At 68.3% G+C, this 19,225-nt stretch carries 25 protein-coding genes and 1 tRNA gene; 6 read left to right on the forward strand and 20 right to left on the reverse strand.

Annotation, left to right across the window (positions count from 1 at the left end):
- Positions 1–3: 3 nt before the first annotated feature.
- Positions 4–972 (reverse strand): cation diffusion facilitator family transporter, encoded by a 969-nt coding sequence (locus JTE92_RS29300; protein WP_063240935.1) that lies wholly within the window; start codon positions 970–972, stop codon positions 4–6.
- A gap of 165 nt (positions 973–1,137) precedes the next feature.
- Here JTE92_RS29300 and JTE92_RS29305 point away from each other — a divergent pair, with 165 nt between their 5' ends.
- Positions 1,138–1,389 (forward strand): hypothetical protein, encoded by a 252-nt coding sequence (locus JTE92_RS29305; RefSeq protein ID WP_063240934.1) that lies wholly within the window; start codon positions 1,138–1,140, stop codon positions 1,387–1,389.
- Between the two features lie 175 nt (positions 1,390–1,564).
- The gene (locus JTE92_RS29310) at positions 1,565–1,912 is read left to right on the forward strand and encodes a calcium-binding protein (protein ID WP_063240933.1); all 348 of its coding nucleotides are present in this window, start codon (positions 1,565–1,567) and stop codon (positions 1,910–1,912) included.
- 95 nt (positions 1,913–2,007) lie between these two features.
- Here JTE92_RS29310 and JTE92_RS29315 read toward each other — a convergent pair.
- The 17 genes from JTE92_RS29315 to JTE92_RS29395 form a co-directional block, all read right to left on the reverse strand.
- Positions 2,008–2,083: transfer RNA gene (locus JTE92_RS29315), tRNA-Ala, on the reverse strand.
- A 73-nt stretch (positions 2,084–2,156) separates the two neighbouring features.
- Positions 2,157–3,878 (reverse strand): thiosulfohydrolase SoxB, encoded by a 1,722-nt coding sequence (gene soxB, locus JTE92_RS29320; RefSeq protein ID WP_063240932.1) that lies wholly within the window; start codon positions 3,876–3,878, stop codon positions 2,157–2,159.
- A 54-nt stretch (positions 3,879–3,932) separates the two neighbouring features.
- Positions 3,933–4,427 carry a TlpA family protein disulfide reductase gene (locus tag JTE92_RS29325; RefSeq protein WP_063240931.1) on the reverse strand — a complete coding sequence of 165 codons (495 nt, stop codon included), beginning with the start codon at positions 4,425–4,427 and terminating at the stop codon, positions 3,933–3,935.
- Positions 4,428–4,432: 5 nt separating this feature from the next.
- Positions 4,433–5,095, reverse strand: coding sequence for a sulfur oxidation c-type cytochrome SoxX (gene soxX, locus JTE92_RS29330; protein WP_063240930.1), 663 nt, complete (start codon positions 5,093–5,095; stop codon positions 4,433–4,435).
- 19 nt (positions 5,096–5,114) lie between these two features.
- The gene (gene soxA / locus JTE92_RS29335) at positions 5,115–5,942 is read right to left on the reverse strand and encodes a sulfur oxidation c-type cytochrome SoxA (protein ID WP_063240929.1); all 828 of its coding nucleotides are present in this window, start codon (positions 5,940–5,942) and stop codon (positions 5,115–5,117) included.
- Positions 5,943–6,042: 100 nt separating this feature from the next.
- Entirely contained in the window at positions 6,043–6,507 is a 465-nt protein-coding gene (locus JTE92_RS29340; RefSeq protein WP_063240928.1) for a DsrE family protein, read from the reverse strand.
- Between the two features lie 119 nt (positions 6,508–6,626).
- Positions 6,627–6,938: a thiosulfate oxidation carrier complex protein SoxZ gene (soxZ, locus tag JTE92_RS29345; protein WP_063240927.1), complete on the reverse strand. Its 312-nt coding sequence runs from the start codon at positions 6,936–6,938 to the stop codon at positions 6,627–6,629.
- A gap of 59 nt (positions 6,939–6,997) precedes the next feature.
- Positions 6,998–7,453, reverse strand: a complete 456-nt coding sequence (gene soxY, locus JTE92_RS29350; protein ID WP_063240926.1) for a thiosulfate oxidation carrier protein SoxY — start codon at positions 7,451–7,453, stop codon at positions 6,998–7,000.
- Between the two features lie 218 nt (positions 7,454–7,671).
- Positions 7,672–7,998: a c-type cytochrome gene (locus tag JTE92_RS29355; protein ID WP_063240925.1), complete on the reverse strand. Its 327-nt coding sequence runs from the start codon at positions 7,996–7,998 to the stop codon at positions 7,672–7,674.
- 120 nt (positions 7,999–8,118) lie between these two features.
- Positions 8,119–9,156, reverse strand: coding sequence for a c-type cytochrome (locus JTE92_RS29360; RefSeq protein WP_063240924.1), 1,038 nt, complete (start codon positions 9,154–9,156; stop codon positions 8,119–8,121).
- Complete coding sequence (soxC, locus tag JTE92_RS29365; RefSeq protein WP_063240923.1) at positions 9,140–10,489, reverse strand: sulfite dehydrogenase; 1,350 nt, start codon at positions 10,487–10,489, stop codon at positions 9,140–9,142. The genes JTE92_RS29360 and soxC overlap by 17 nt, the downstream gene beginning before the upstream one ends.
- 108 nt (positions 10,490–10,597) lie before the next feature.
- Positions 10,598–11,014 (reverse strand): ArsR/SmtB family transcription factor, encoded by a 417-nt coding sequence (locus JTE92_RS29370; RefSeq protein WP_063240922.1) that lies wholly within the window; start codon positions 11,012–11,014, stop codon positions 10,598–10,600.
- A gap of 138 nt (positions 11,015–11,152) precedes the next feature.
- A complete protein-coding gene (locus JTE92_RS29375) occupies positions 11,153–12,427 on the reverse strand; it encodes an NAD(P)/FAD-dependent oxidoreductase (RefSeq protein WP_063240921.1) in 1,275 nt (424 codons plus the stop codon).
- A 13-nt stretch (positions 12,428–12,440) separates the two neighbouring features.
- On the reverse strand, positions 12,441–12,812 hold the full coding sequence (locus tag JTE92_RS29380; protein ID WP_063240920.1) for a c-type cytochrome: 372 nt from the start codon (positions 12,810–12,812) through the stop codon (positions 12,441–12,443).
- Between the two features lie 159 nt (positions 12,813–12,971).
- A complete protein-coding gene (locus JTE92_RS29385; protein WP_063240919.1) occupies positions 12,972–13,811 on the reverse strand; it encodes a BON domain-containing protein in 840 nt (279 codons plus the stop codon).
- Between the two features lie 64 nt (positions 13,812–13,875).
- Positions 13,876–14,463: a phosphoheptose isomerase gene (locus JTE92_RS29390; protein WP_063240918.1), complete on the reverse strand. Its 588-nt coding sequence runs from the start codon at positions 14,461–14,463 to the stop codon at positions 13,876–13,878.
- A 53-nt stretch (positions 14,464–14,516) separates the two neighbouring features.
- Complete coding sequence (locus tag JTE92_RS29395; RefSeq protein WP_063240917.1) at positions 14,517–14,912, reverse strand: YraN family protein; 396 nt, start codon at positions 14,910–14,912, stop codon at positions 14,517–14,519.
- Positions 14,913–14,927: 15 nt separating this feature from the next.
- Between JTE92_RS29395 and rsmI the strand changes: the two genes are divergently transcribed.
- Positions 14,928–15,848, forward strand: coding sequence for a 16S rRNA (cytidine(1402)-2'-O)-methyltransferase (gene rsmI / locus JTE92_RS29400; protein ID WP_063240916.1), 921 nt, complete (start codon positions 14,928–14,930; stop codon positions 15,846–15,848).
- Between the two features lie 88 nt (positions 15,849–15,936).
- Here rsmI and JTE92_RS29405 read toward each other — a convergent pair whose 3' ends face one another.
- On the reverse strand, positions 15,937–16,704 hold the full coding sequence (locus JTE92_RS29405; protein ID WP_084254758.1) for a septal ring lytic transglycosylase RlpA family protein: 768 nt from the start codon (positions 16,702–16,704) through the stop codon (positions 15,937–15,939).
- Positions 16,705–16,998: 294 nt separating this feature from the next.
- On the opposite strand from JTE92_RS29405, the gene JTE92_RS29410 reads away from it, so the two are divergent.
- The 3 genes from JTE92_RS29410 to JTE92_RS29420 all read left to right on the forward strand — a co-directional run bounded on the left by JTE92_RS29410 (position 16,999) and on the right by JTE92_RS29420 (position 18,752).
- Positions 16,999–17,649, forward strand: coding sequence for an MBL fold metallo-hydrolase (locus JTE92_RS29410; protein WP_063240915.1), 651 nt, complete (start codon positions 16,999–17,001; stop codon positions 17,647–17,649).
- 4 nt (positions 17,650–17,653) lie between these two features.
- On the forward strand, positions 17,654–18,310 hold the full coding sequence (locus JTE92_RS29415; protein ID WP_063240914.1) for a hypothetical protein: 657 nt from the start codon (positions 17,654–17,656) through the stop codon (positions 18,308–18,310).
- Positions 18,311–18,518: 208 nt separating this feature from the next.
- Complete coding sequence (locus JTE92_RS29420; protein WP_063240913.1) at positions 18,519–18,752, forward strand: hypothetical protein; 234 nt, start codon at positions 18,519–18,521, stop codon at positions 18,750–18,752.
- Between the two features lie 81 nt (positions 18,753–18,833).
- Here JTE92_RS29420 and arsC read toward each other — a convergent pair whose 3' ends face one another.
- Positions 18,834–19,193 carry an arsenate reductase (glutaredoxin) gene (gene arsC / locus JTE92_RS29425; protein WP_063240912.1) on the reverse strand — a complete coding sequence of 120 codons (360 nt, stop codon included), beginning with the start codon at positions 19,191–19,193 and terminating at the stop codon, positions 18,834–18,836.
- Between the last annotated feature and the right edge of the window lie 32 nt (positions 19,194–19,225).

Raw genomic sequence — 19,225 nt, forward strand, 5'->3', positions numbered from 1 at the left:
TGCCTAGCCAGCGGCGGCGGTGCTGGCGACGTATACCGGATCGACGTGTGTCATCACGTTGAGCACATGGTGATGCGCGAGCGCGCGGCGGCGTGCCTCGACCGCGATCGCATGGCCTTGCGCCACGGTCAGGAAGCCGTCGATCTCCAGATGCACGTCGACCAGCACCTGGTCGCCCATCTTGCGCGTGCGCAGGTCATGCAGGCCCTGCACGCCCGGCGTGCCGAGCAGGGTCGCCTCGATTGCCGCGACGGTTTCCTCGTCCGCGGCGCGGTCCATCAGGTCGCTGAGCGCATCCCAGCCGAAGCGCAGGCCCATGCGCGCCACCATCAGCCCGACCACGATCGCCGCCACCGGGTCCAGCAGGTGGTAGCCGAGCAGGTTGCCGCCGATGCCCAGCGCCACCACCAGCGACGAAGCCGCATCGGAACGCGCATGCCAGGCATTGGCGACCAGCATGCCGGAACGCACGCGCCGCGCCACCGCCAGCATGTAGCGGAACAGCAGTTCCTTGGAAACCAGCGTGGCCAGCGCCACCCACAGCGCCAGCGCCTGCACCGGCTGGGCGCCGCCGGGGTGCTGCAGCTTGCCCACCGCGGCCCACAGCATGCCCGCGCCGACCGCCAGCAGCAGCCCGCCCAGCGCCAGCGACGCCGCCGTTTCGAAACGCAGGTGACCGTACTGGTGGTCGGCGTCGGGATCCTTGCGGCTCTGCCGGGCGGCCAGCAGCACCACGAAGTCGGAGAGCAGGTCGGACAGTGAGTGCGCCGCGTCGGCCAGCAGCGCCTGCGAGCCGGCGACCACGCCCGCCACGCCCTGCGCCGCCGTCAGCCCGATATTGACCGCCACGCTGACCAGCGTGCTGCGCCGGCCCGCGCGGTGGCGCGCGTCGGCCTCGGCCGCAGTTGCCTCGGTGGTGTCGTCCGGCAGGCCGGTGCCGGAGCCAAAGCGTTTTTTGGATTCCGATTCCATTCGCGCGACTATAGCCCAGGATACGCCGGCGCCCCACCGCATTGCCCGACGGCCCGGCGCTGCCTGCCTCGTGCCGATTTCGTAACAGCGCTGGCGAAGTTCTTGCGACGCCCTTACCGTAGTCATTGACCGGCATGCAGGTCCAATGCAAGGAGGTTCCCTACGATGGCGATTCGGTCACTTGCCTCGCACAGCACGTCGCAACTGCGCCGCCTGGTCGGCCAGATGCAGGCGGAAGTCGACGCACTCGAACAACTGTCTACTCCCGATGCCGATGCGCAAAGCCGGCTCGGCTACGCCACTGCGCGGCTGCGCGACGGCATCGAGGCCGTGGAAGACGCGCTGCAGTCGCTGCGCGCGCTGCAACAGGTACGGCCTTCGGCAATGAAAGCCCGGCGGCCGACGCGGGCAGCGTGAGCCAACGGGCCCTGCAACAGCGCGCCGGGCCGCTCTCAAACGATTCAACCGGCTTCAGAAAAGATTGAATTCTGCCGGGCAATCCTCGCTGCTAGAGTGCCCCTTGCCAGTCCGGCCAGGCAACCATGCCGCCGGCACGGGCCGGCTATTCCAAGATAAAGGCGAGGAGATTCTGATGACGAAACGTGTACTGCTTACCGGTGCCATCCTGGCTGCCGCGCTTGCCACCGGGCAGGCCGCCGCACAGCAGCAGCCGCAAGCGCAGCCGGGGCAGCCGCAGAAGCCGATGACTGCCCAGGAGGCCAAGGCGATGTTTGCCGAGAAGTTCAAGGCCGCCGATGCCGACAATGACGGCAAGCTGACCCGCCAGGAAGCGGAGGCCGGCATGCCCGAGGTGGCAAAGAACTTCGACAAGATCGACCGCAAGAAGACCGGCTATGTCACGCAGAAGCAGGTCGGCTCTTACGCTGTCGCGAAGGCCAAGCAGCGCAAGACGGCGCAGGACCCCAGTTCGCTGAACTGACGATTGACGGCGGTCCGAGGATCCTTGTTCGGGCCCCCCAAAGCAAAACAACGCACGGCATCGGGAGATGCCGTGCGTTGTTTTGTAAGAAATCCTGGTGGACCGAAGGAGGATCGAACTCCCGACCTCTGCATTGCGAACGCAGCGCTCTCCCAGCTGAGCTATCGGCCCGTAGCGAAGGATTGTAGCCTACTTGGGCAGCGGCCTTCAATCCTCCCCGCTGGCATGAGGATGCTGCACAACATCAGGCTGCGATGCCCGGGTTGCCGTCCATCCGACGCACCTTGGGCTGGTTCAGCGGCCGCGCCGTGACCTCCTTCGTGCTGCGCAGCCATTGCGCCATCACGTCCCAGACCGGCGCCCCGCCGGCCTCGCGCGCGTCTTCCGCCACCGGCGCCCAGCCCGCCACCTTGTAGGTCTTGCCCGCCTCCAGCGGCTTGCCCGCGAGGCGCATGTCGGTGATGCGCCTGCCCATGCCGGCGGTGGGATCGATGGTGTACTGCAGGCCGCCGACGCGCACCATGTCCCCGCCCTGCTGGTAGTACGGGTCGGGATTGAACAGGTTGTCGGCCACGTCTTCGAGGATGGTCTTGATGGTCTCGCCGCTCATCGCCGTCACGGTCGTGTACGGGTAGGTGATGGCGGTCTGGTCCATCAGGTGTTCCATGGTGATGGCCTGGCCCGGCAGCAGCGTGGTGCCCCAGCGGAAGCCCGGCGAGAACGCGATCTGCGCGCCCTGCACCTGCATCAGGCCGTCCAGGATCAGCTGGTCGAAGGTGCCGTTGAAATTGCCGCGGCGGTACAGCAGGCCGCGGTTGACGGCGAGGACTTCGCCGAGCTTCTGTTCGTACGGTGCCCGCACCTTCCTGATGAGCGCGTCCATGGCCGGGTCGGCCGGCAGGTAATTGGCGAACACCGGCAGCAGCCGGTAGCGGAAATCTGCCACCTTGCCGCCCTTCACGTCGAAATCCAGCACGCCCAGGAACTTGCCGTTGGAGCCGGCATTGGTCACCAGCGTGGTGCCGCCGGCGTTCTTCACCGCCACCGGCGCGGGCACGCCGTCATGGGTGTGCCCGCCGAGGATGGCGTCGAGTCCGCGCACGCGCGAGGCCAGCTTCAGGTCGACGTCCATGCCGTTGTGCGACAGCAGCACCACCGCCTGCGCGCCCTTGCCGCGCGCCTGGTCGATGACCTGCTGCAGGTTTTCTTCCTGGATGCCGAAGGTCCAGTCCGGCACGAAGTAGCGCGGGTTGGCGATCGGCGTGTAGGGGAAGGCCTGGCCGATGATGGCCACCGGCACGCCGTTGATCTCGCGGATCACGTACGGCTCGAACACCGGGTCGCCGAAGTCGTTGGTCTTGATGTTCTGCGCCAGGAAGGCGACGCGGCCCTTGAAGTCCTTGTCGACGATTTCCTTGACGCGGTCCGCGCCGAGCGTCATTTCCCAGTGCGGCGTCATCACGTCGACGCCGAGCGCCAGCGCCGCATCGACCATGTCCTGCCCCTTGGTCCACAGCGCCGTGGCCGAGCCCTGCCAGGTATCGCCGCCATCGAGCAGCAGCGCCCCCGGCCGACCCGCCTTGAGCCGCTTGACCAGCGTGGCCAGGTGCGCAAACCCGCCGACCTTGCCATAGCGGCGCGCGGCCTCGTTGAAATCGAGATAGGTGAACGCGTGCGCCTGCGGCGTGCCGGGGCGGATGCCATAGTGGCGCAGCAAGGCGTCGCCGACCAGGTGCGGCGGCTTGCCGGCGTAGTCGCCGATGCCGAGGTTGACGCTGGGTTCGCGGAAATACACCGGCCGCAGTTGCGCGTGACAGTCGGTGAAATGCAGCAGGTGGACGTTGCCGAAGCGCGGCAGGTCGTACATCGACTCGGCGGCCTGCGCGGCGTGCGCGTCCTGGTGGGGGAAAGTCATGCCGCCGGCGCCGGCAATGGCCAGCACCTGCAGGAACTCGCGTCGGTTCATGTCTCTTCCTTGGAGAGTGTGCCGGTATCGGCCGGTATCGGCCGGCATCACGGGCTATGGCTTCGCGTAACGCTCCAGCGCGGCCACGTCTTCTTCGAGCATCTCGCCCACTTCCTTCTGCACCACGCGCCCGTGCGCGTCGATCACGTACAGCTCGGGCAGGCCCTTGCGTTTGCCGAACACGGCCTGCAGCGCGGTCGAATCCATCGTCGCCGGGAAGGTATAGCCGCGCTTTTTCATGTAATCGGCGGCTTCGCGCGGATCCTTGTCGATGCTGATGGTCAACACCTGCAGCGGCGTGCCGCGCGTGCGCTCGTACAGCTTCTGCAGGCGCGGGTTCTGCATCGCGCAGAACGGGCACCACGAGGCCCAGTATTCGACGACCAGCGGCTTGCCGGCCAGCGTGGCGGCGCGCAACGTGCGGCCGTCGAGCGTCTGCACGTCGGGCAGGCGCACGGTGTCGCCCACTTCCAGCGCGGCGGCACCGCCGGCGGCGCAGGCCAGGCCCGCGGCCAGCAGCCAGCGCAGCAGGACGGCACGCGCGCGCATCGGGCTTACTGGTTGACCGGCGAGGCCGGGTCGAGCAGCAGCGCCATCACGTCGCGGATCTGGGCCTCGGTCAGGATGCCCTTGTGGCCGAAGCGCGGCATGTTGGAGCAGGCGGAATAGGCGTTCGAATCCCAGATCTTGCCCCAGGTGTACTTGACCACTTCCTGCGAGTTGCCGCGCAGCTTGCCGTACTGATACAGCGACGGGCCGATATTGCCGAACGAAATCTCGGCCTTGGTCATCTGGTGGCAGGCGTAGCAGTTGCCGCCGTTGGTACCGCCGACCTGGTCGGTGAACTGCATGCCGCGGCCGTTCTGGGCGACCTTCTCGCCTTCCTTCCAGTCGCCGAGCCAGTTGCTGTCGGTGGGGTATTTCACCTGCTTGAGTTCGGCCGCCTCGATCTTCTTCGCCAGCTTGTCCGGCACCTTGCTGCGGTCCGGGTACTGGCTGCAGGCCTGCTGCATGGTGTCCTGGTTCAGCACGCCTTCCACGGTAGCCGGTCCCCTGGACGAAAACGAGTCCTCGATCAGGTGCTTCATGTCGGCGTTGCTGACGGCGGCGGGCTTGCCCTTGGCCGGGCGGGTCTTCGCGCTGTCTTGCGCGTACGCGCCGGTTGCCAGCAGGGTGGCCAGGGCTGCGACGGCCAGTGCCTTGGTGTGTCGTTGCATGTTGTCTCTCCCGTACTGGTCAGCGCTTCATCGCCGGGCCGTCGTAGGTGCCGCCGTTGGCGTTCTTCGCCAGGAACATGGTCAGCGCGGTGATCACGTCCGAGCCATAGGCGGGTTCGGGAAAGCGTTGCTGGCGCAGGCAGTCGTACAGGCGGTGCTGCATCGAGCGGACGTCGCCCTGCGACACGCGGTACGCCGGCCACGTGGTGTAGGCCGCCTGCGCGCCCTTGTCGGTCAGCAGGTTGGGCAGGTCCTGCAGGCGGATGCGCTGGCCATCGACCGCGTGGCAGGTGGCGCAGGCAAAGTCATAGGCGCCGCCGCGGTAATAGAACATCTTCTGGCCGAGGGCGTAGGTGCGCTTCTCTTCCGGGTGGTTGAGCTGGACGTTCATCTTCACGCCGCGCGATTCGCCGGTCAGGTAGGCGACCAGGCGTTCGATGTCGGACGGCTTGCCCGAGGCGGAGAACGGGTTCTTCGTCGCCTCTTCTTTCGTGAGGCCCTGCAGCGTCGTGCGGCACCAGGCCAGCCGCTGCTCCAGGTCCATCACCTTGTTGGCGTCCTTGAAGTAGCGCGGCAGCTCGGCGTAGGCACCCTTGGTCACGCCCGGGCCCTTGCCCAGGTCGCATTGCTCGAGCGAGACGTTCTTCGGGCCGGCCGGCTTCTTCCACAGCTCTTCGCCGGCGGCTTCCCACAGCTCGGCGGGATTGCCTTCGGCCAGCATCTGGCGGTACTTGGCGATTTCGTCGGCGGTGCTGCCCTGCGCGTGCACGGCGGCAGCGCCTGCGGCCGCCGCGGTGGCGGCCAGGGCCAGCGCAGCGCGCCGGGCCAGGCTTCGGATCGGTTTCATGGGGCTTCTCCTCGCGGCCGCGCCTCTCGGGACAGGCCGCTGCTTTTTCTCGCTTCTTCGCTTCTTCTCTTGTCTTGCCGTCAGGCCACGCCAGCCCGGCTCAGGGCTTGATATAGGCGTAGCCTTCCTCGGCCTGCAGGCGGGCGATCTCGACCACGCCGGCCTGTACCACTTTTGCTTCCATCAACAGCTGCGATTCGGTAATCCTGCGCGCGGTCAGTGTATTGCGGCACACGCGGAACTCCACGCCTTCAGCGGCCAGCGCGCCTACCGGGCTCTCGAAGCTGTTGCCGCGCGCATCCTTGGCGCCTTCGACCAGGAAATCGATGCCGTAGCCGAACGCGACCACCACGATCCTGGTGCCAGGGGCGCCATTCAGGTGGTTGCGCAGGTTGCCCATCGCGCGCACCGCCTGGTCGATGCCTTCCGACAGCTGGTACACCACCTTCACGCGCCCGCCCTTGCCGGCACCGGCCGGCGCCGGCTGGCCGGACTGTGCCGAGGCCTTTGCCGCCAGGCCGATGGCTGCCAGGGCCGCCGATGCTCGAATGAATGCTCGCCGCATATTGCTCCTTCCGGCCGGGTCCGTCCCGGCATTCCGCCCCGAACCTTAGCAGAGGACGGCGTGGCGTGCCGGGCGCAGGCCGGCATCGGGACCGGCGATCCGGACCAGGACCGGCAGCGTCAGGCGATGGTCGCTTCGTCGGTGCGCTTGTCGCCCTTGTTGTCGACCCAGGTCACCGTGACCTTGTCGCCCTTGGCGCCGCCCTTGAACTTGAAGTTCAGGAACGGATCCTTGGACACCGCCGGGCCGAACTGGGCGCGGAACACTTCCTTGCCCTTGCACTGGGCCGTCACGGTCTGGATATGCCAGGCCGGGATGAGCTTGCCGGACGCATCCTTGCGCTGGCCGGTCTCCATGTCGTGCTTCATCAGGATCTTTACATCAACCACGCCGCCGTTCTCGGTGGCGCGTACGCGCATCGGGTCTGCCATGTGTTTCTCCGGTTGCAGTTGGCGGGAATCTCGGTAACGGTTGTGAGGGGGTGCCGGCGTCAGCCGCCGCAGCCGCCCAGCGTGACCTTGATTTCCTTCGATGCCACGTACCACTTGCCGCCGGCCTTGACCGCGGCATGCACCACCGAGGTCTGGCCCATCTTCACGCGCGTGGAGACGAACGGCTCGGTGCCGGCCGGGATGATGAAATCGGCGGCCAGGGTATTGGGGTTCTTTTCCACCAGGATCGCGATCTGTTCGGTATCCGGGATGGTGCTGGTCACGGCCACCGGCACCACGGCGCCGTTCTCGGCGATGTCGGGGGCGTTGAAGGTGATGGCGGTGCTTTTCTCGGTGCCGCTGCCGCCGAGCGCCTTGATCACGTCGGCAACGCTCTTGCCGTCAAAGGCGGTCTTGTTCCACTCGGCCGCCTGCGCTTCGCTGATCAGGCCGGTGGCGGCCATCAGCGACAGGACAGCGGTGACCCGCAGCACTTCTCGTCGTTTGGAATTCATTTTTTGCTCTCCGGCTACTCCGTCCCAATCGGTTTGCGTGACCGCTTTGGCGGTACTCGTTGGTGTGTCTGGCTTGTGCCTTGCTTGTGCCCTGCTTGTACTGCATGTGTCCTGCTCGCGGCCGGTACATTGCCGGCCGCTGGATCTGTCCAGGTCGGGTCGGCTTGCGCCGTCCGGCCCGTTGCATCGGCGGACTGCCCGCGCGGGGCGGTCAGGCTTTACTTGGCGGGCGCGCCTGCGAGCACCCACTCGACCACGGTCTTCAGGTCGGCGTCGCCGATGGCGGCGTTGGCCGGCATCGGCACCGGGCCCCAGACGCCCGCGCCACCGCTCTTGACCTTCTTGCTCAGCGTCGCGAGGGCGTTCTTGTCGCCCTTGTACTTGGTGGCGACTTCCTTGTAGGAAGGACCGACCAGCTTCTTGTCGACCTGGTGGCAACCCATGCAGGCGTTCTTGTTGGCGATCTCCTGTGCCTTGGCGGCATCGACCGCGTGAGCCGATGCGGCGGCGCCCAGCATCAGCGCTGCGATGACAAACTGCTTCATTGTTAAGCTCTCCAAGCTCTGTAAAGCCGTGGGGACGGCAAAGGCCGCTCGGCACGTACTGCAAACGGCTTCGCGGCATACACCGGCCGCCGCCTCGGGGGCACTGCGGCGGCCAGCCCGCTATTTTGCCTCAAGAATCCACCCCACCATGGCATGGACGTCCGAATCGGGAATCTGCGGCTGCGGCGGCATCGGCACGCTGCCCCAGGCGCCCTGCCCGCCTGCCTTGACCTTCCGGGCCAGCGCGGCGTGCGCGTCCTGGCCCTTGTACTTGCCGGCGATGTCCGCGAACGACGGGCCGACCAGCTTCCTGTCCGTCGCATGGCAGGCCACGCACTGGTACTGGCTGGCCAGCCTGGCGCCGGCCGGCGCGGGCACTGAAGCGGCGGATGCGGCACTCCCAGGCGCTGCGGCGCTTGCCGCCACGCCGCGCACCGGGCCAAAGGCGCGCTGCTGCTGCGCCAGGTCGCCGTGCGCGTCGCGGGCATAGTCCGGCATCGCAGACGCGATCGAAACCTGCCCCGGACAGTCCTTCATGCACGCGGTATTGCGCGTGTCCGGGCGGCCGCGGCCAGGCCACAGGCCGTGGTCCGTGGTCATGCCGTCGCGGTTGGGCATGCGCCGCTGCACCGCGGCGATGTTGGCGTCCGACAGCGTGAAGTCGGCCGGGACGATCTCGCCCAGGTGCAGCATGTACGCAGTGACGGCATAGACCTCGTCGACGGACAGGCTCTTGGGCGCGTTCCACGGCATGGCGCGGCGGATGTAGTCCCACAGCGTGCTGACCGTGCTGACCTTCATCAGCGTGGTGCGATATGGCTGGTTGCCGGTCATGGCGGCGACCCGGCCGCGCTGGATGTCCTCGGCCGTGGTGCCGCCCACGAGCGGCGTGAAGACCTCGTTGGACTCGCCGAAATCGCCGTGGCAGGACGCGCACTTGCCGTCCCACACCTGCTGCCCTTGCGCGACGGTGCCGCTGCCCCTGGGCAGGCCCTTGAAGTCCGGGCGCACGTCGATATCCCACGCGGCCACCTCGGCCGGGGTGGCGGTGCGGCCAATTGCCGCACGGGCCTCGGCCGTGCCGGCGGCCCAGGACGGCACGGCGCAGGCCGCGGCCAGCGCCAGCGCGGCGGCGCAGCGTTCAGCCCAGGTGGACATTGGACACCTCGCCGCCTGCCGCCACCTGCCAGCTCTGGATGGCGTTGTTGTGATAGATCGAGCGCGTGCCGCGCACGGCGCGCAACTGGGCCATCTTCGGCTGTACGTAGCCGGTCTCGTCGATGGCGCGGCTCTGCAGGATCGCCGGGCTGCCATCCCAGACCCAGTCGAGGTTGAAGCGCGTCAGGCACTTGGACAGCACCGGCGACTCCAGCCGCGCGGTGCGCCAGTTGCGGCCGCCGTCGGTCGAGACATCGACCCGCGTAATGCGCCCGCGCCCCGACCACGCCAGCCCGCTGATGTTGTAGAACCCCTTGCCCACCAGTTGCTGGCCGCCCGACGGCGTGGTGATCACCGACTTGCACTCCTGGATCGAGGTGTACTGGCGCAGCTTGCCGTCCGGCATCATGTCCACGTAGTGGATGGTCTCGTCCTTGGCATTCCACGGCTGGTCGCCCAGTTCCAGCCGGCGCAGCCACTTGACCCACGACACGCCCTGCACGCCCGGCACGACCAGCCGCAGCGGGTAGCCGTTCTCGGGGCGCAGCATCTCGCCGTTCATGCCCCAGGCGACGATGATCTCGTCGGCCAGCGCCATCGGGATGGTGCGCGTCATCGATGAACCGTCGCCGCCCTCGGCCAGCAGGTAGCGCCCGCGGCGCAGGTCGGCGCCGGCATCGTCGAGCAATACCCTGAGCGGCACGCCGGTGAACTCGCAGCACGACAGCATGCCGTGCGTGTACTGCACCGTCGGCACGGCGACGTTGCCCCACTCCATGCCGGTGTTGGCGCCGCACTCGATGAAATGCATGCGCGATACCGCCGGCAGGCGCATCAGCTCGTCCATGGTGTAGACGCGCGGCGTGCGCACCAGGCCATTGATCATCAGGCGGTGGCGGGCCGGGTCGATATCGTGCCAGCCCTGGTGGTGGCGCTCGAAATGCAGGCCGTTGGGGGTGATGATGCCGAAGAAGCCCTGCAGCGGCGCGAACGCGACCGACGCCGCCGACACCCGCGTCAGGCCCGGCGATTCGCGCCGGATCAGGTTCTTCTCATGGACCGAGGGCTGGCCATAGGGCCGGGCCGCGACTGGCTGGCCGAGCGACGTGGCCCAGGGCTGCGGTTGCAGGATGGCGGGATCGCCGTCCGCCGCCAGCGCGCGCCGGCCGGCAGTCGCGGCGGCGATGCCTGCCGCGGCGCCGAGGAAGCTCTTGCGCAGGAAGTCGCGGCGCGGCGCGTCCAGGCCGTGCCGGCCGATGTCCTGCTGCAGCGATGCGCTGACGAAGTGCTCGGGCGCGGGCACGATGCGCCCGGGCCGGTTCCGTTCCTGCAATGCCGTCTCCTCCGGCAGCTTGCGTCCGTGGGGCCGCGCCGCCTGTTATTCGCGCCGCCGCGCGGGCCGCGCAACAGCGATCGATGGGCCGGAAGAGCCGCAGCGCGCTCAGCCTGCCGCCCGGCGCCTGCGCGCGGGCGCTGCCTCGGGCTGCACCATGAAGCGGTCGACCGCGCCGGAGGGCAAGGCGTTGTCCTCCAGCCGGCTGGCCACCTGCACGCACACGGTGCGGCACAGCTCGATCACGCTTTCGTCCGCAATCGCGTAGAAGACCAGGTTGGCTTCCTTGCGGCGCGACAGCACGCCCGAGCGGTACATCGCGTTGAGATGCCGCGACACATTGGTCTGCGACGAACCCACCGTCTCGACCACCGTGCTGACCGGCTTCTCGCCATCGCACAAGGCGTGCAGGATCTTCAGCCGCGTCGGCTCCGCCAGCAGGCTGAAGTAGCCCGACACCTTCTCGAATACGCGATCCAGCTCTTCCATGCCGTCCAATATATTCGTATATGCGTGAATGCGCATATAGTGTTTACCCAATGATGCCGCCCAGCAGCACATGCGCCGACATCAGCCCCCCCCCCCGCGCGGCATTGCACGTTCTTGCGGTTTTGTCATGAGGCGCCCTGGCAGTGCCCCGGGGTTGCCAGGGCCGCTAGTGCCCTATCCCAGCATCTCCGACCAGATGCCCTTGGCCCACGACAGCGCGTACACCCCCTCCAGCGTATTGGGCGCGTCCGACAGGCCGCCCGAGCCCGGCACGGTCAGCATGGTCTTCTGCGCAGCGTCGTAGCGGTGCACGCTCGCCACGTGCACCGCCTCGCGGTCCGAGGTGAAGCTGTAGCAGGTGTTGTTATAGAGCGGCTGTGGGTCCGGCGTCCGCCCCGACAGCAGCGCGACGATCGCCGCAGCCGCCACCTTGCCATGCTGGTTGGCCATATGGCCGGACTTGGGCATCAGCGGCGCGATCTGGATGGCGTCGCCGACCACATGGATATTGGGCGCCGCACGCGACTCGAAGGTGACGAAATCGACATCGCACCACTTGGCGTTGGCCGTGGCCAGTCCTGTCGCCACCGCGATTGCCCCCGCGCGCTGCGGCGGCAGCACGTTGATCACGTCCGCGCGCACATCCTCCTGCACCTCGAACTTGAGCGTGCGCGTGGCCGGGTCGACATCGACCGTGTTGTACTGCGGCCGGTACTCGACCATGCCGGGGTACTGCCCGGCCCACACCTTGCGGAACAAGCCCGCCTTGGAGGTGATGTCCGGGTTGGCGTCCAGGACCAGCACCTTGCTGCGCGGCTTGTGCTGCTTGAAATAGTGCGCCACCTGGCAGACCCGCTCGTACGGGCCTGGCGGGCAGCGATACGGTGCCGTGGGAATGGTGATGGCGTAGGTGCCGCCGTCGGGCATCGCTTCCAGCTGGCGGCGCAGCGCCACGGTCTGCGGGCCGGCCTTCCAGGCGTGCAGCACCTGGTCGCCGCCGGGCCGCTTCAGGCCGGGCAGCGCGTCGCTCATCAGGTCGATGCCGGGCGACAGCAGCAGCCGGTCGTAGCGCAGCGTGCCGCCGCCGGCCAGCCGCACCGTGCGCTTGCCGGGATCGATGGCGGCGGCGGTGTCGCGCACCAGCTTGACGCCATGGCGGCGCACCAGTTGGTCGTACGTCAGCGTGAGCTCGGCCATCTGCCGGCTGCCGCCGATCACCAGGTTGGACAGCGGGCAGGAAATGAATACAGGATTGGGTTCGACCAGCGTGACTTCGATGGCGTTGCCGCTCCACTCGCGCAGGTAGCGCGCGGCGGTGGCCCCGCCGTAGCCGCCGCCGATCACCACCACCCTGGCCGGCGCCGCGGCCCTCGCCGCCCGCACGCCCATCGCACCCATCGAGCCCAGCACCGCGGCGCCGGCGGCGCCCAGGAAATGTCGTCGTTGCATGGCGTTTTCTCCCTCAACGCACGTTGGCGAACCACGCCGCGATCGCGGCGAGCTGTTCGTCGGTGTAGCCCTTGGCGATCTGGTGCATCACCGTGGCCGGGCGCGCGCCGGAACGGAACGCCTGCAACTGCGCCAGCAGTTCGGCCTGCTGGCGTCCTGCCAGCGACGGAATGGTGCTGCCTTCGGGCGCGCGGCCGGATGGGCCGTGGCAGCTGGTGCAGGCGGCGGCATGGATGCGCACGTGCTGGGCGGCGGGGGCTGCGGCAGGCGCCGCGGCGGGGGCGGAGGCCGCGGGCTCGGCCGACAGTGCGGGCTGGGCGCCGCAAAGCGCCGAGGCCAGCAATGCCAGCCGCACGAACACAGCGGGCCGGGGGATGGTTGTCATGGTCTCGCTCCGTGTGGGGTGCCGGGCGCCGGCATCGGCAAGATGCCTGCGGGCGTGGCAACCGTATCACATCGTGTGCGGACGGTGTGCGGCGAAAACCGCAGATGGAAAAACGGCGCCCGCATGTGCGGGCGCCGTAGTGCTGGCGAGCGAGCCGGCTCAGGGCAGGTTCCGGCCCGGCGGCAGGGCTACCGGCGAGGCAACCGGCGAACTCACCGGGCTGGCAGTCGCCTCGCCGGGCATGCTGGCCGGCGCATCGACCGGACCGCCCACGCCCGGCACCGACTGCACCGGCGCCGGCGTGCCGACGTTGCCGTCGATCGACGGATTCTGCGCGGTCGAGGCCGCATCCAGGCGTGCGCGTTCGGTGTCATTGACGTAGTCGAACGCCTTGACCACCTTGGTCACGCCGGAGGCATTGCGCGCCACGTCGGTGGCGCGGTCGCCTTCCTGCTGGGTCACCACGCCCAGCAGGTAGACCACGCTCTTCTCGGTGGTGATCTTGATCGAGTTCGACGGCACGCCGTCGGCGGTCATCAGCAGCGTCTTGACCTTGCTGGTCAGGTACGCGTCCTGGCTCTGCGTCATGAAGCCGGGAGAATTGACCACCTCGAGCTCGTTGATCACCACGCGCGCATTCTGCAGGCCGCGCACGTATTGCTCGACCTGCTGCTTGACGCTGTCATTGCTGGCCTCGCCCGTGAGCAGCACCTTGCGGTTGAACACGGTCACGTTGACGCGGGCCTGGCCGCTGTAGCGCGAGTTGATGGTGCTCTCCGCTTCCATCTGCAGGCCGCGGTCGACGGTCTGGGTGGCGGCCGGACGGCGGTCGGTGGCCATGGTCACGCCGGTGCCCACGGCGCCGGCGATCACGGGAAAGCAGCCGGCCAGCTGGGTGGCGGAAACCAGCACCGCCGCCGCGGTCAGCGTGGCGCGAAGGATGCGGCCGGTGCCGGCGGCGCCGGTCCGGGTTTCAGGCGTAGTGGGCAGGTTCGTCATGCGGTCCTTGCTGTGGCTGGATGTTGGAAATCGGGGGCGGAAGCGGGTAAGCAGACGGGCGGGCTCAGGCTTCCCCGAGCAATGCCTCGTCGATGCCGTCGCACAGGCAATGCAGCGTCAGCAGGTGCACTTCCTGGATGCGTGCGGTGCGCTCGCTCGGCACGCACACGTGGATATCGAATTCGTCGAGCAGGCCGCCGATGACGCCGCCACCCTTGCCGGTCAGCGCAATCACCGCCATCTCGCGCTGGCGCGCCGCCTCGATTGCGGCGATCACGTTGGCCGAGTTGCCCGAGGTGGAAATCGCCAGCAGGATGTCGCCGGGCACGCCCAGCGCCTCGACCTGCTTGGAAAACACCTTGCTGAAGTCATAGTCGTTGCCGATCGCGGTCAGGATCGAGCTGTCGGTGGTCAGCGCAATCGCCGCCAGGCCCGGGCGCTCGCGCTCGAAGCGCCCGACCAGCTCGGCGGCGAAGTGCTGCGCATCGGCCGCCGAGCCGCCGTTGCCGCACGCCAGGATCTTGTTGCCGCTGGTCAGCGCAGCGACCATGCGTTCCACGGCGGCGTCGATGTAGGGGGCCATTACCGCCGCGGCCTGCTGCTTGGTCTCGGCGCTGTCTAGGAATTGTTGCTGGATACTCTCGATACTCATGGCTCTGTGGCCTTTCATTGGCAGTTGCGCGCTCGCTCACGCGCCAGCGCGCATTATGAACCAGCCTCCGCGATGTCCAGGTCAAATGCGTGCTGCAGCCAGTCCAGACGCCCCGGCTCCAGCGCCACCACGTCGAAACGGCACGGCGGCAGTTGCGCCAGCGTGGCGAGGTAGTGAGCCGCAGCCAGCAAAACGCGTCGCTGCTTGGCCGGCGTCACGCTCGCTGCGGCGCCGCCGAAACCGCGTCCGCTGCGCTGGCGCACCTCCACGAACACCAGCGTGCCGTCCGGCGCGCGCATCACCAGGTCGATCTCGCCGCCTTTGCAGCGATAATTGCGGACCACGGGCTGCAGGCCCTGGCGCCGCAGATGCGCCAGCGCCCGGTCCTCCGCCCGCATCCCGCGCGCCTGCGCGTCACTCGGCTGCGTGGTGGATTTGAATGATGGCATCGACGGAAGTTCTCAATGAGTGACTGGATCTCGCTGGCGGCCAGCCAGTCGTACCCCGGCGGCACGCTGTATGTCGTGGCCACGCCCATCGGCAATGTCGCGGACCTGTCGCTGCGGGCGCTGCATGTGCTCGGCCTGGCCGATGCGGTGGCCTGCGAAGACACCCGCAATACGGCCCAGCTGCTGTCGCGCGTAGGCCTGCAGCGGCCGCTGGTGGCCGTGCACGAGCACAACGAGCGCGAGGCCGCCGGCCGCATCGCCGCGCGGCTGGCCGCGGGCGAGCGTATCGCCTATGTCTCGGACGCCGGCACGCCGGGCATATCGGATCCGGGCGCGAGGCTGGTCGAGGCGGTGCGCGCCGCCGGCCACCCGGTGGTGCCCCTGCCCGGCCCCAGCGCCGCGGTGGCCGCGCTGTCGGTGGCGGGCGACATGCTCGAGACCGGCGCAGGCCGTTTCACCTTCGTCGGCTTCCTGCCGAGCAAGCCCAAGGCGCGCGGCGAGGCCATCGCGCGGCTCGCCGCGCTGGACCATGCCTGGGTCTGCTACGAGGCGCCGCACCGCATTGCCGACACGCTGGCCGCGCTCGCCGCCGGGCTGCCCGGCGAGCGCCGGCTGCTGGTCGGGCGCGAGCTGACCAAGCTGTTCGAGGACATCGCGGTGGTGACCGCGGCGCAGGCACCGGCATGGCTGGCGGCCGACCCGAACCGGGCCAAGGGCGAATTCGTGCTGGTGGTGGAGGGCGCCGGCGCCGATGCGGCCACGGACGGCGCGCCCGATGCCGAGGCGCAGCGTGTGCTGGGGCTGCTGCTGGCGGAAGTGCCGGCCAAGCGCGCCGCCAAGCTGGCGGCCGCGATCACCGGGGCAAACACCGGCGCGCTCTACCAGCTGGCGCTGGCGCAGCGTTCCGGCCAGGGTACGGGCGATAGCGGGGACTGAAGCCGCCCGGGCGACGCCGCCGGGGCGGTGCGGGGAAAGTAACGGAGAGGTGTCAGCGCGCGGTGGCATGCATCGGGCGCTGCCGGTCTCAGCGGCGCTTGCGCTTGACCGTCTTGCCGCTGGCCTTGGTTGCCTTGCGCGCCTTGGCGGGCGCCAGCGAGTTGGCGAGTTCGGGCACGGAGACATCGTCGTCACCACTGCCATCGCCGGCCTCGGTGCCGCCGGCTTCGATCTGCGGGCCCAGCGCCGCAACTTCGGTGCGTGTCAGCCGGCGGATCTCGACGTTGACGGCGCCGCGCTCGACGAAGCCAAGCCGGCGCGCGGCGCCGTAGGACACGTCCAGCACGCGGTTGCCATGGTACGGGCCGCGGTCGTTGATGCGCAGCACCGCGACCTTGTTGTTGCGCAGGTTGCGCACCAGCACCCAGCTGTCGAGCGGCAGCGAAGGATGGGCGGCGGTCATCGCGCGCATGTCGAAGCGCTCGCCATTGGCGGTCTTGCGGCCATGGAAGGCCTTGCCGTACCAGGACGCGACGCCGCGCTGCTCGAACGTGCCGATGTCCGCGCGCAGGCCGTCAAGCGAGCTGCCGCTGCGGCCTTCGTCCGGGTCGTAGCCGAACAGGTTCCAGCTGCCGCCTTCGGAAGATGCGCGGGCGCTCTTGTCCGCGTCGTTGCGGGCGGCCTTGCCGGTGTTCTTCGCGGCGCGCGTGGGCACCGCGTTCGACGTATCGGCGACGTCCGCATTGTCGCCCCCGGGAGGCGTGGCACAAGCGGCCAGCACCAGGGCGCATGCAGTGCATGTCCCGAGCTTGGCCAGCCGTTGCCAGCGCTTGGTGAGGGCGGTCAAATTCAGCATGGGCGCGAGTCTAGCATTCACTACTGCTGACTATCTCTTTCATTTTGTTACGAAATCTGTTCGATCTCGCACGAACGAGGGCGATCTCGCCCGCGATCGACGGTGTGGCAAGGGATTGCGGGGGATCCGGAAATTTTGTAACAGAGAGATTCATACAGCACATTAAAGTATGCGCCGCAACAATTTTCCGCCCGGCGCTACAATGCAAAGCATGAATGCCGGGCGGTTTACCGACGCTGTCGCGGCGCGTGCGGTGCATGTTGCCAATGCCGCATCGATCACAAAAATCCACCGATGAAAGTCCTCCTGATCCCGGTCACCCCTTTCCAGCAAAACTGTTCGCTGCTGATCGACGAGAGCACCGGCACGGCCGCCGTCTGCGACCCGGGCGGCGACCTCGAACGCATTCGCGAAGCCGTGCGGGAGCAAGGCGTCACGCTGCAGAAAATCTTCCTGACGCACGGCCACGTCGACCACTGCGCCGGTGCCGCGGCGCTGGCGCGCGAATTCGGTATCCCCATCGAAGGGCCGCAGCAGGACGAACGCTTCTGGATCGAGCAGTTGCCCGACCAGACGCGGCGCTTCGGCTTCGGCCATGCGGAAAGCTTCGAGCCTGACCGCTGGCTGGAGAACGGCGACACCGTGCAGTTCGGCAACGAAACGCTGGAGGTCTACCACTGCCCGGGCCACACGCCCGGCCACGTGGTGTTCTTCTCGCGCGCCCACAAGCTGGCGGTGGTGGGCGATGTGCTGTTCGCCGGCTCGATCGGCCGCACCGATTTCCCGCGCGGCAACCACGCCGACCTGATCCGCTCGATCCGCACGCGGCTGTGGCCGCTGGGCAAGGACGTGACCTTCATTCCCGGCCACGGCCCGGTTTCGACCTTTGGCGAGGAGCGCCGCAACAACCCCTTCGTGGCGGACCACCTGAGCGACGTGGGCTGATCCCATGGCCAAGCGACAGCTACCCGACACCCGGCCGGAAATCTACGTCAGCACCGACGTCGAGGCGGACGGCCCCATTCCTGGCCCGCATTCGATGCTGTCGTTCGCTTCGGCCGCCATGCTGGCGGACAAGACCGTGATCGGCACGTTTTCGGCAAACCTGGAGACGCTGCCCGGCGCCGCGGGGCACCCGGTACAGATGCAGTGGTGGCAGACCCAGCCCGAGGCCTGGAGCGCCTGCCGGCGCGACCTGCAGCGCCCGGAGGACGCATTGGTGCGCTACGTGGAATGGGTCGAGAGCCTGCCCGGCAAGCCGGTCTTCGTGGCCTTCCCGGCCGGCTTCGATTTCACCTGGATGTTCTGGTACATGATGCGCTTCGCCGGGCGCTCGCCGTTCGGCTGGGCCGCGCTGGACATCAAGACGCTGGGCTTTGCGCTGACGGGCCGGCCCTACCGCAAGACCGTGAAGGCGACCTTCCCGAAGGAATGGATGGATCCGCTGCCCCACACCCATGTGGCGCTGGACGATGCGCTGGAACAGGGCGCGCTGTTCTGCAACATGCTGGCAGCGCAGCGAGCGCGGGAAGCGGCGCTGGCAAGCCTGGCGCCGGCTGCAGAGAACGGCATAAGCGAGTCCTCACAACCTGATCCGGCCGCCTGAAGCGTTGCTGCAGCGCGGCATGCACTGCGGCACGCCCCTTGCAGACCGCGCTCACGCATCTGCCGCCAACCCGCCTATAGTAGAAGCGGATGTGGCGCACCGGGCGAAACGAGCCAACCGATCATTCGGCGCACTTGCGCAACCCGCCACCATCCGCCTGACCGATGTTGCCCGGAGCCGCGCGGCGCCTGCCGAGGAGGTGTGGATCATGCGTTTTCCTACCGACCTGCACTTGAGGGGCCTGGCCGGCCGGATTCACTGGCCGCATGGGTCGCACGCGAAGGGCGCCACGCCCATCACCCATCACCATACCTCGGATGAAGACGCCGAAGTCGCCAAGGCAACGCTGTACGTCAGTACAGTGACGCTGGTGGTGCTGCTGGTCGTGCTCGCGGCCATTGCTTTCGGTCAGGAGGCCATGCACTGGCTGGGTGTTCATTAGACGACCCGCCTGAAGCTGTTTGTCTCGCAGACCGGCCGGCCCCCACAGTTCGTGGGGGCCGGTTTTATTCCGGCGTCCGCTTCAGGCCAGCAGCGGCACCACGTTCTCGGGCGGGCGGCCGATGGCGGCGCGGCGGTTGCGCACGACCACGGGGCGCTGCAGCAGGATCGGGTTGTCGGCCACGGCGGCCAGCAGCTCGGCATCGGTCAGGCCCGGGTCGTCCAGGCCCAGCTCCGCGTACGGCGCCTCGTTGGCGCGGATCATCTCGCGCACCGGCACGCCCAGCATGGTGTTGAGCTGGCGCAGCGTCGCCACGGACGGCGGGTTCTTCAGGTACTCGACGATTTCCACCGGCTCGCCCAGGCGCCCGGCGGCTTCCTCGACCATGGCAAGCGTCTCGCGCGACTTGGAGCAGCGGGGGTTGTGGTAGATCGTGATCATGGCAGGTGTCCTTTCTTGTTGATGCGCGCCCC

The organism is Cupriavidus oxalaticus, assembly GCF_016894385.1.
Classification (GTDB): Bacteria; Pseudomonadota; Gammaproteobacteria; order Burkholderiales; family Burkholderiaceae; genus Cupriavidus; species Cupriavidus oxalaticus.

Excerpts from the sequence above, each read along its gene's own strand:
- JTE92_RS29300 (WP_063240935.1), bottom strand. The coding sequence starts at position 972 with ATGGAATCGGAATCCAAAAAACGCTTTGGCTCCGGCACCGGCCTGCCG.
- JTE92_RS29305 (WP_063240934.1), top strand. The coding sequence starts at position 1,138 with ATGGCGATTCGGTCACTTGCCTCGCACAGCACGTCGCAACTGCGCCGC.
- JTE92_RS29310 (WP_063240933.1), top strand. The coding sequence starts at position 1,565 with ATGACGAAACGTGTACTGCTTACCGGTGCCATCCTGGCTGCCGCGCTT.
- soxB (WP_063240932.1), bottom strand. The coding sequence starts at position 3,878 with ATGAACCGACGCGAGTTCCTGCAGGTGCTGGCCATTGCCGGCGCCGGC.
- JTE92_RS29325 (WP_063240931.1), bottom strand. The coding sequence starts at position 4,427 with ATGCGCGCGCGTGCCGTCCTGCTGCGCTGGCTGCTGGCCGCGGGCCTG.
- soxX (WP_063240930.1), bottom strand. The coding sequence starts at position 5,095 with ATGCAACGACACACCAAGGCACTGGCCGTCGCAGCCCTGGCCACCCTG.
- soxA (WP_063240929.1), bottom strand. The coding sequence starts at position 5,942 with ATGAAACCGATCCGAAGCCTGGCCCGGCGCGCTGCGCTGGCCCTGGCC.
- JTE92_RS29340 (WP_063240928.1), bottom strand. The coding sequence starts at position 6,507 with ATGCGGCGAGCATTCATTCGAGCATCGGCGGCCCTGGCAGCCATCGGC.
- soxZ (WP_063240927.1), bottom strand. The coding sequence starts at position 6,938 with ATGGCAGACCCGATGCGCGTACGCGCCACCGAGAACGGCGGCGTGGTT.
- soxY (WP_063240926.1), bottom strand. The coding sequence starts at position 7,453 with ATGAATTCCAAACGACGAGAAGTGCTGCGGGTCACCGCTGTCCTGTCG.
- JTE92_RS29355 (WP_063240925.1), bottom strand. The coding sequence starts at position 7,998 with ATGAAGCAGTTTGTCATCGCAGCGCTGATGCTGGGCGCCGCCGCATCG.
- JTE92_RS29360 (WP_063240924.1), bottom strand. The coding sequence starts at position 9,156 with ATGTCCACCTGGGCTGAACGCTGCGCCGCCGCGCTGGCGCTGGCCGCG.
- JTE92_RS29370 (WP_063240922.1), bottom strand. The coding sequence starts at position 11,014 with ATGCGCATTCACGCATATACGAATATATTGGACGGCATGGAAGAGCTG.
- JTE92_RS29375 (WP_063240921.1), bottom strand. The coding sequence starts at position 12,427 with ATGCAACGACGACATTTCCTGGGCGCCGCCGGCGCCGCGGTGCTGGGC.
- JTE92_RS29380 (WP_063240920.1), bottom strand. The coding sequence starts at position 12,812 with ATGACAACCATCCCCCGGCCCGCTGTGTTCGTGCGGCTGGCATTGCTG.
- JTE92_RS29385 (WP_063240919.1), bottom strand. The coding sequence starts at position 13,811 with ATGACGAACCTGCCCACTACGCCTGAAACCCGGACCGGCGCCGCCGGC.
- JTE92_RS29390 (WP_063240918.1), bottom strand. The coding sequence starts at position 14,463 with ATGAGTATCGAGAGTATCCAGCAACAATTCCTAGACAGCGCCGAGACC.
- JTE92_RS29395 (WP_063240917.1), bottom strand. The coding sequence starts at position 14,912 with ATGCCATCATTCAAATCCACCACGCAGCCGAGTGACGCGCAGGCGCGC.
- rsmI (WP_063240916.1), top strand. The coding sequence starts at position 14,928 with ATGAGTGACTGGATCTCGCTGGCGGCCAGCCAGTCGTACCCCGGCGGC.
- JTE92_RS29405 (WP_084254758.1), bottom strand. The coding sequence starts at position 16,704 with ATGCTGAATTTGACCGCCCTCACCAAGCGCTGGCAACGGCTGGCCAAG.
- JTE92_RS29410 (WP_063240915.1), top strand. The coding sequence starts at position 16,999 with ATGAAAGTCCTCCTGATCCCGGTCACCCCTTTCCAGCAAAACTGTTCG.
- JTE92_RS29415 (WP_063240914.1), top strand. The coding sequence starts at position 17,654 with ATGGCCAAGCGACAGCTACCCGACACCCGGCCGGAAATCTACGTCAGC.
- JTE92_RS29420 (WP_063240913.1), top strand. The coding sequence starts at position 18,519 with ATGCGTTTTCCTACCGACCTGCACTTGAGGGGCCTGGCCGGCCGGATT.
- arsC (WP_063240912.1), bottom strand. The coding sequence starts at position 19,193 with ATGATCACGATCTACCACAACCCCCGCTGCTCCAAGTCGCGCGAGACG.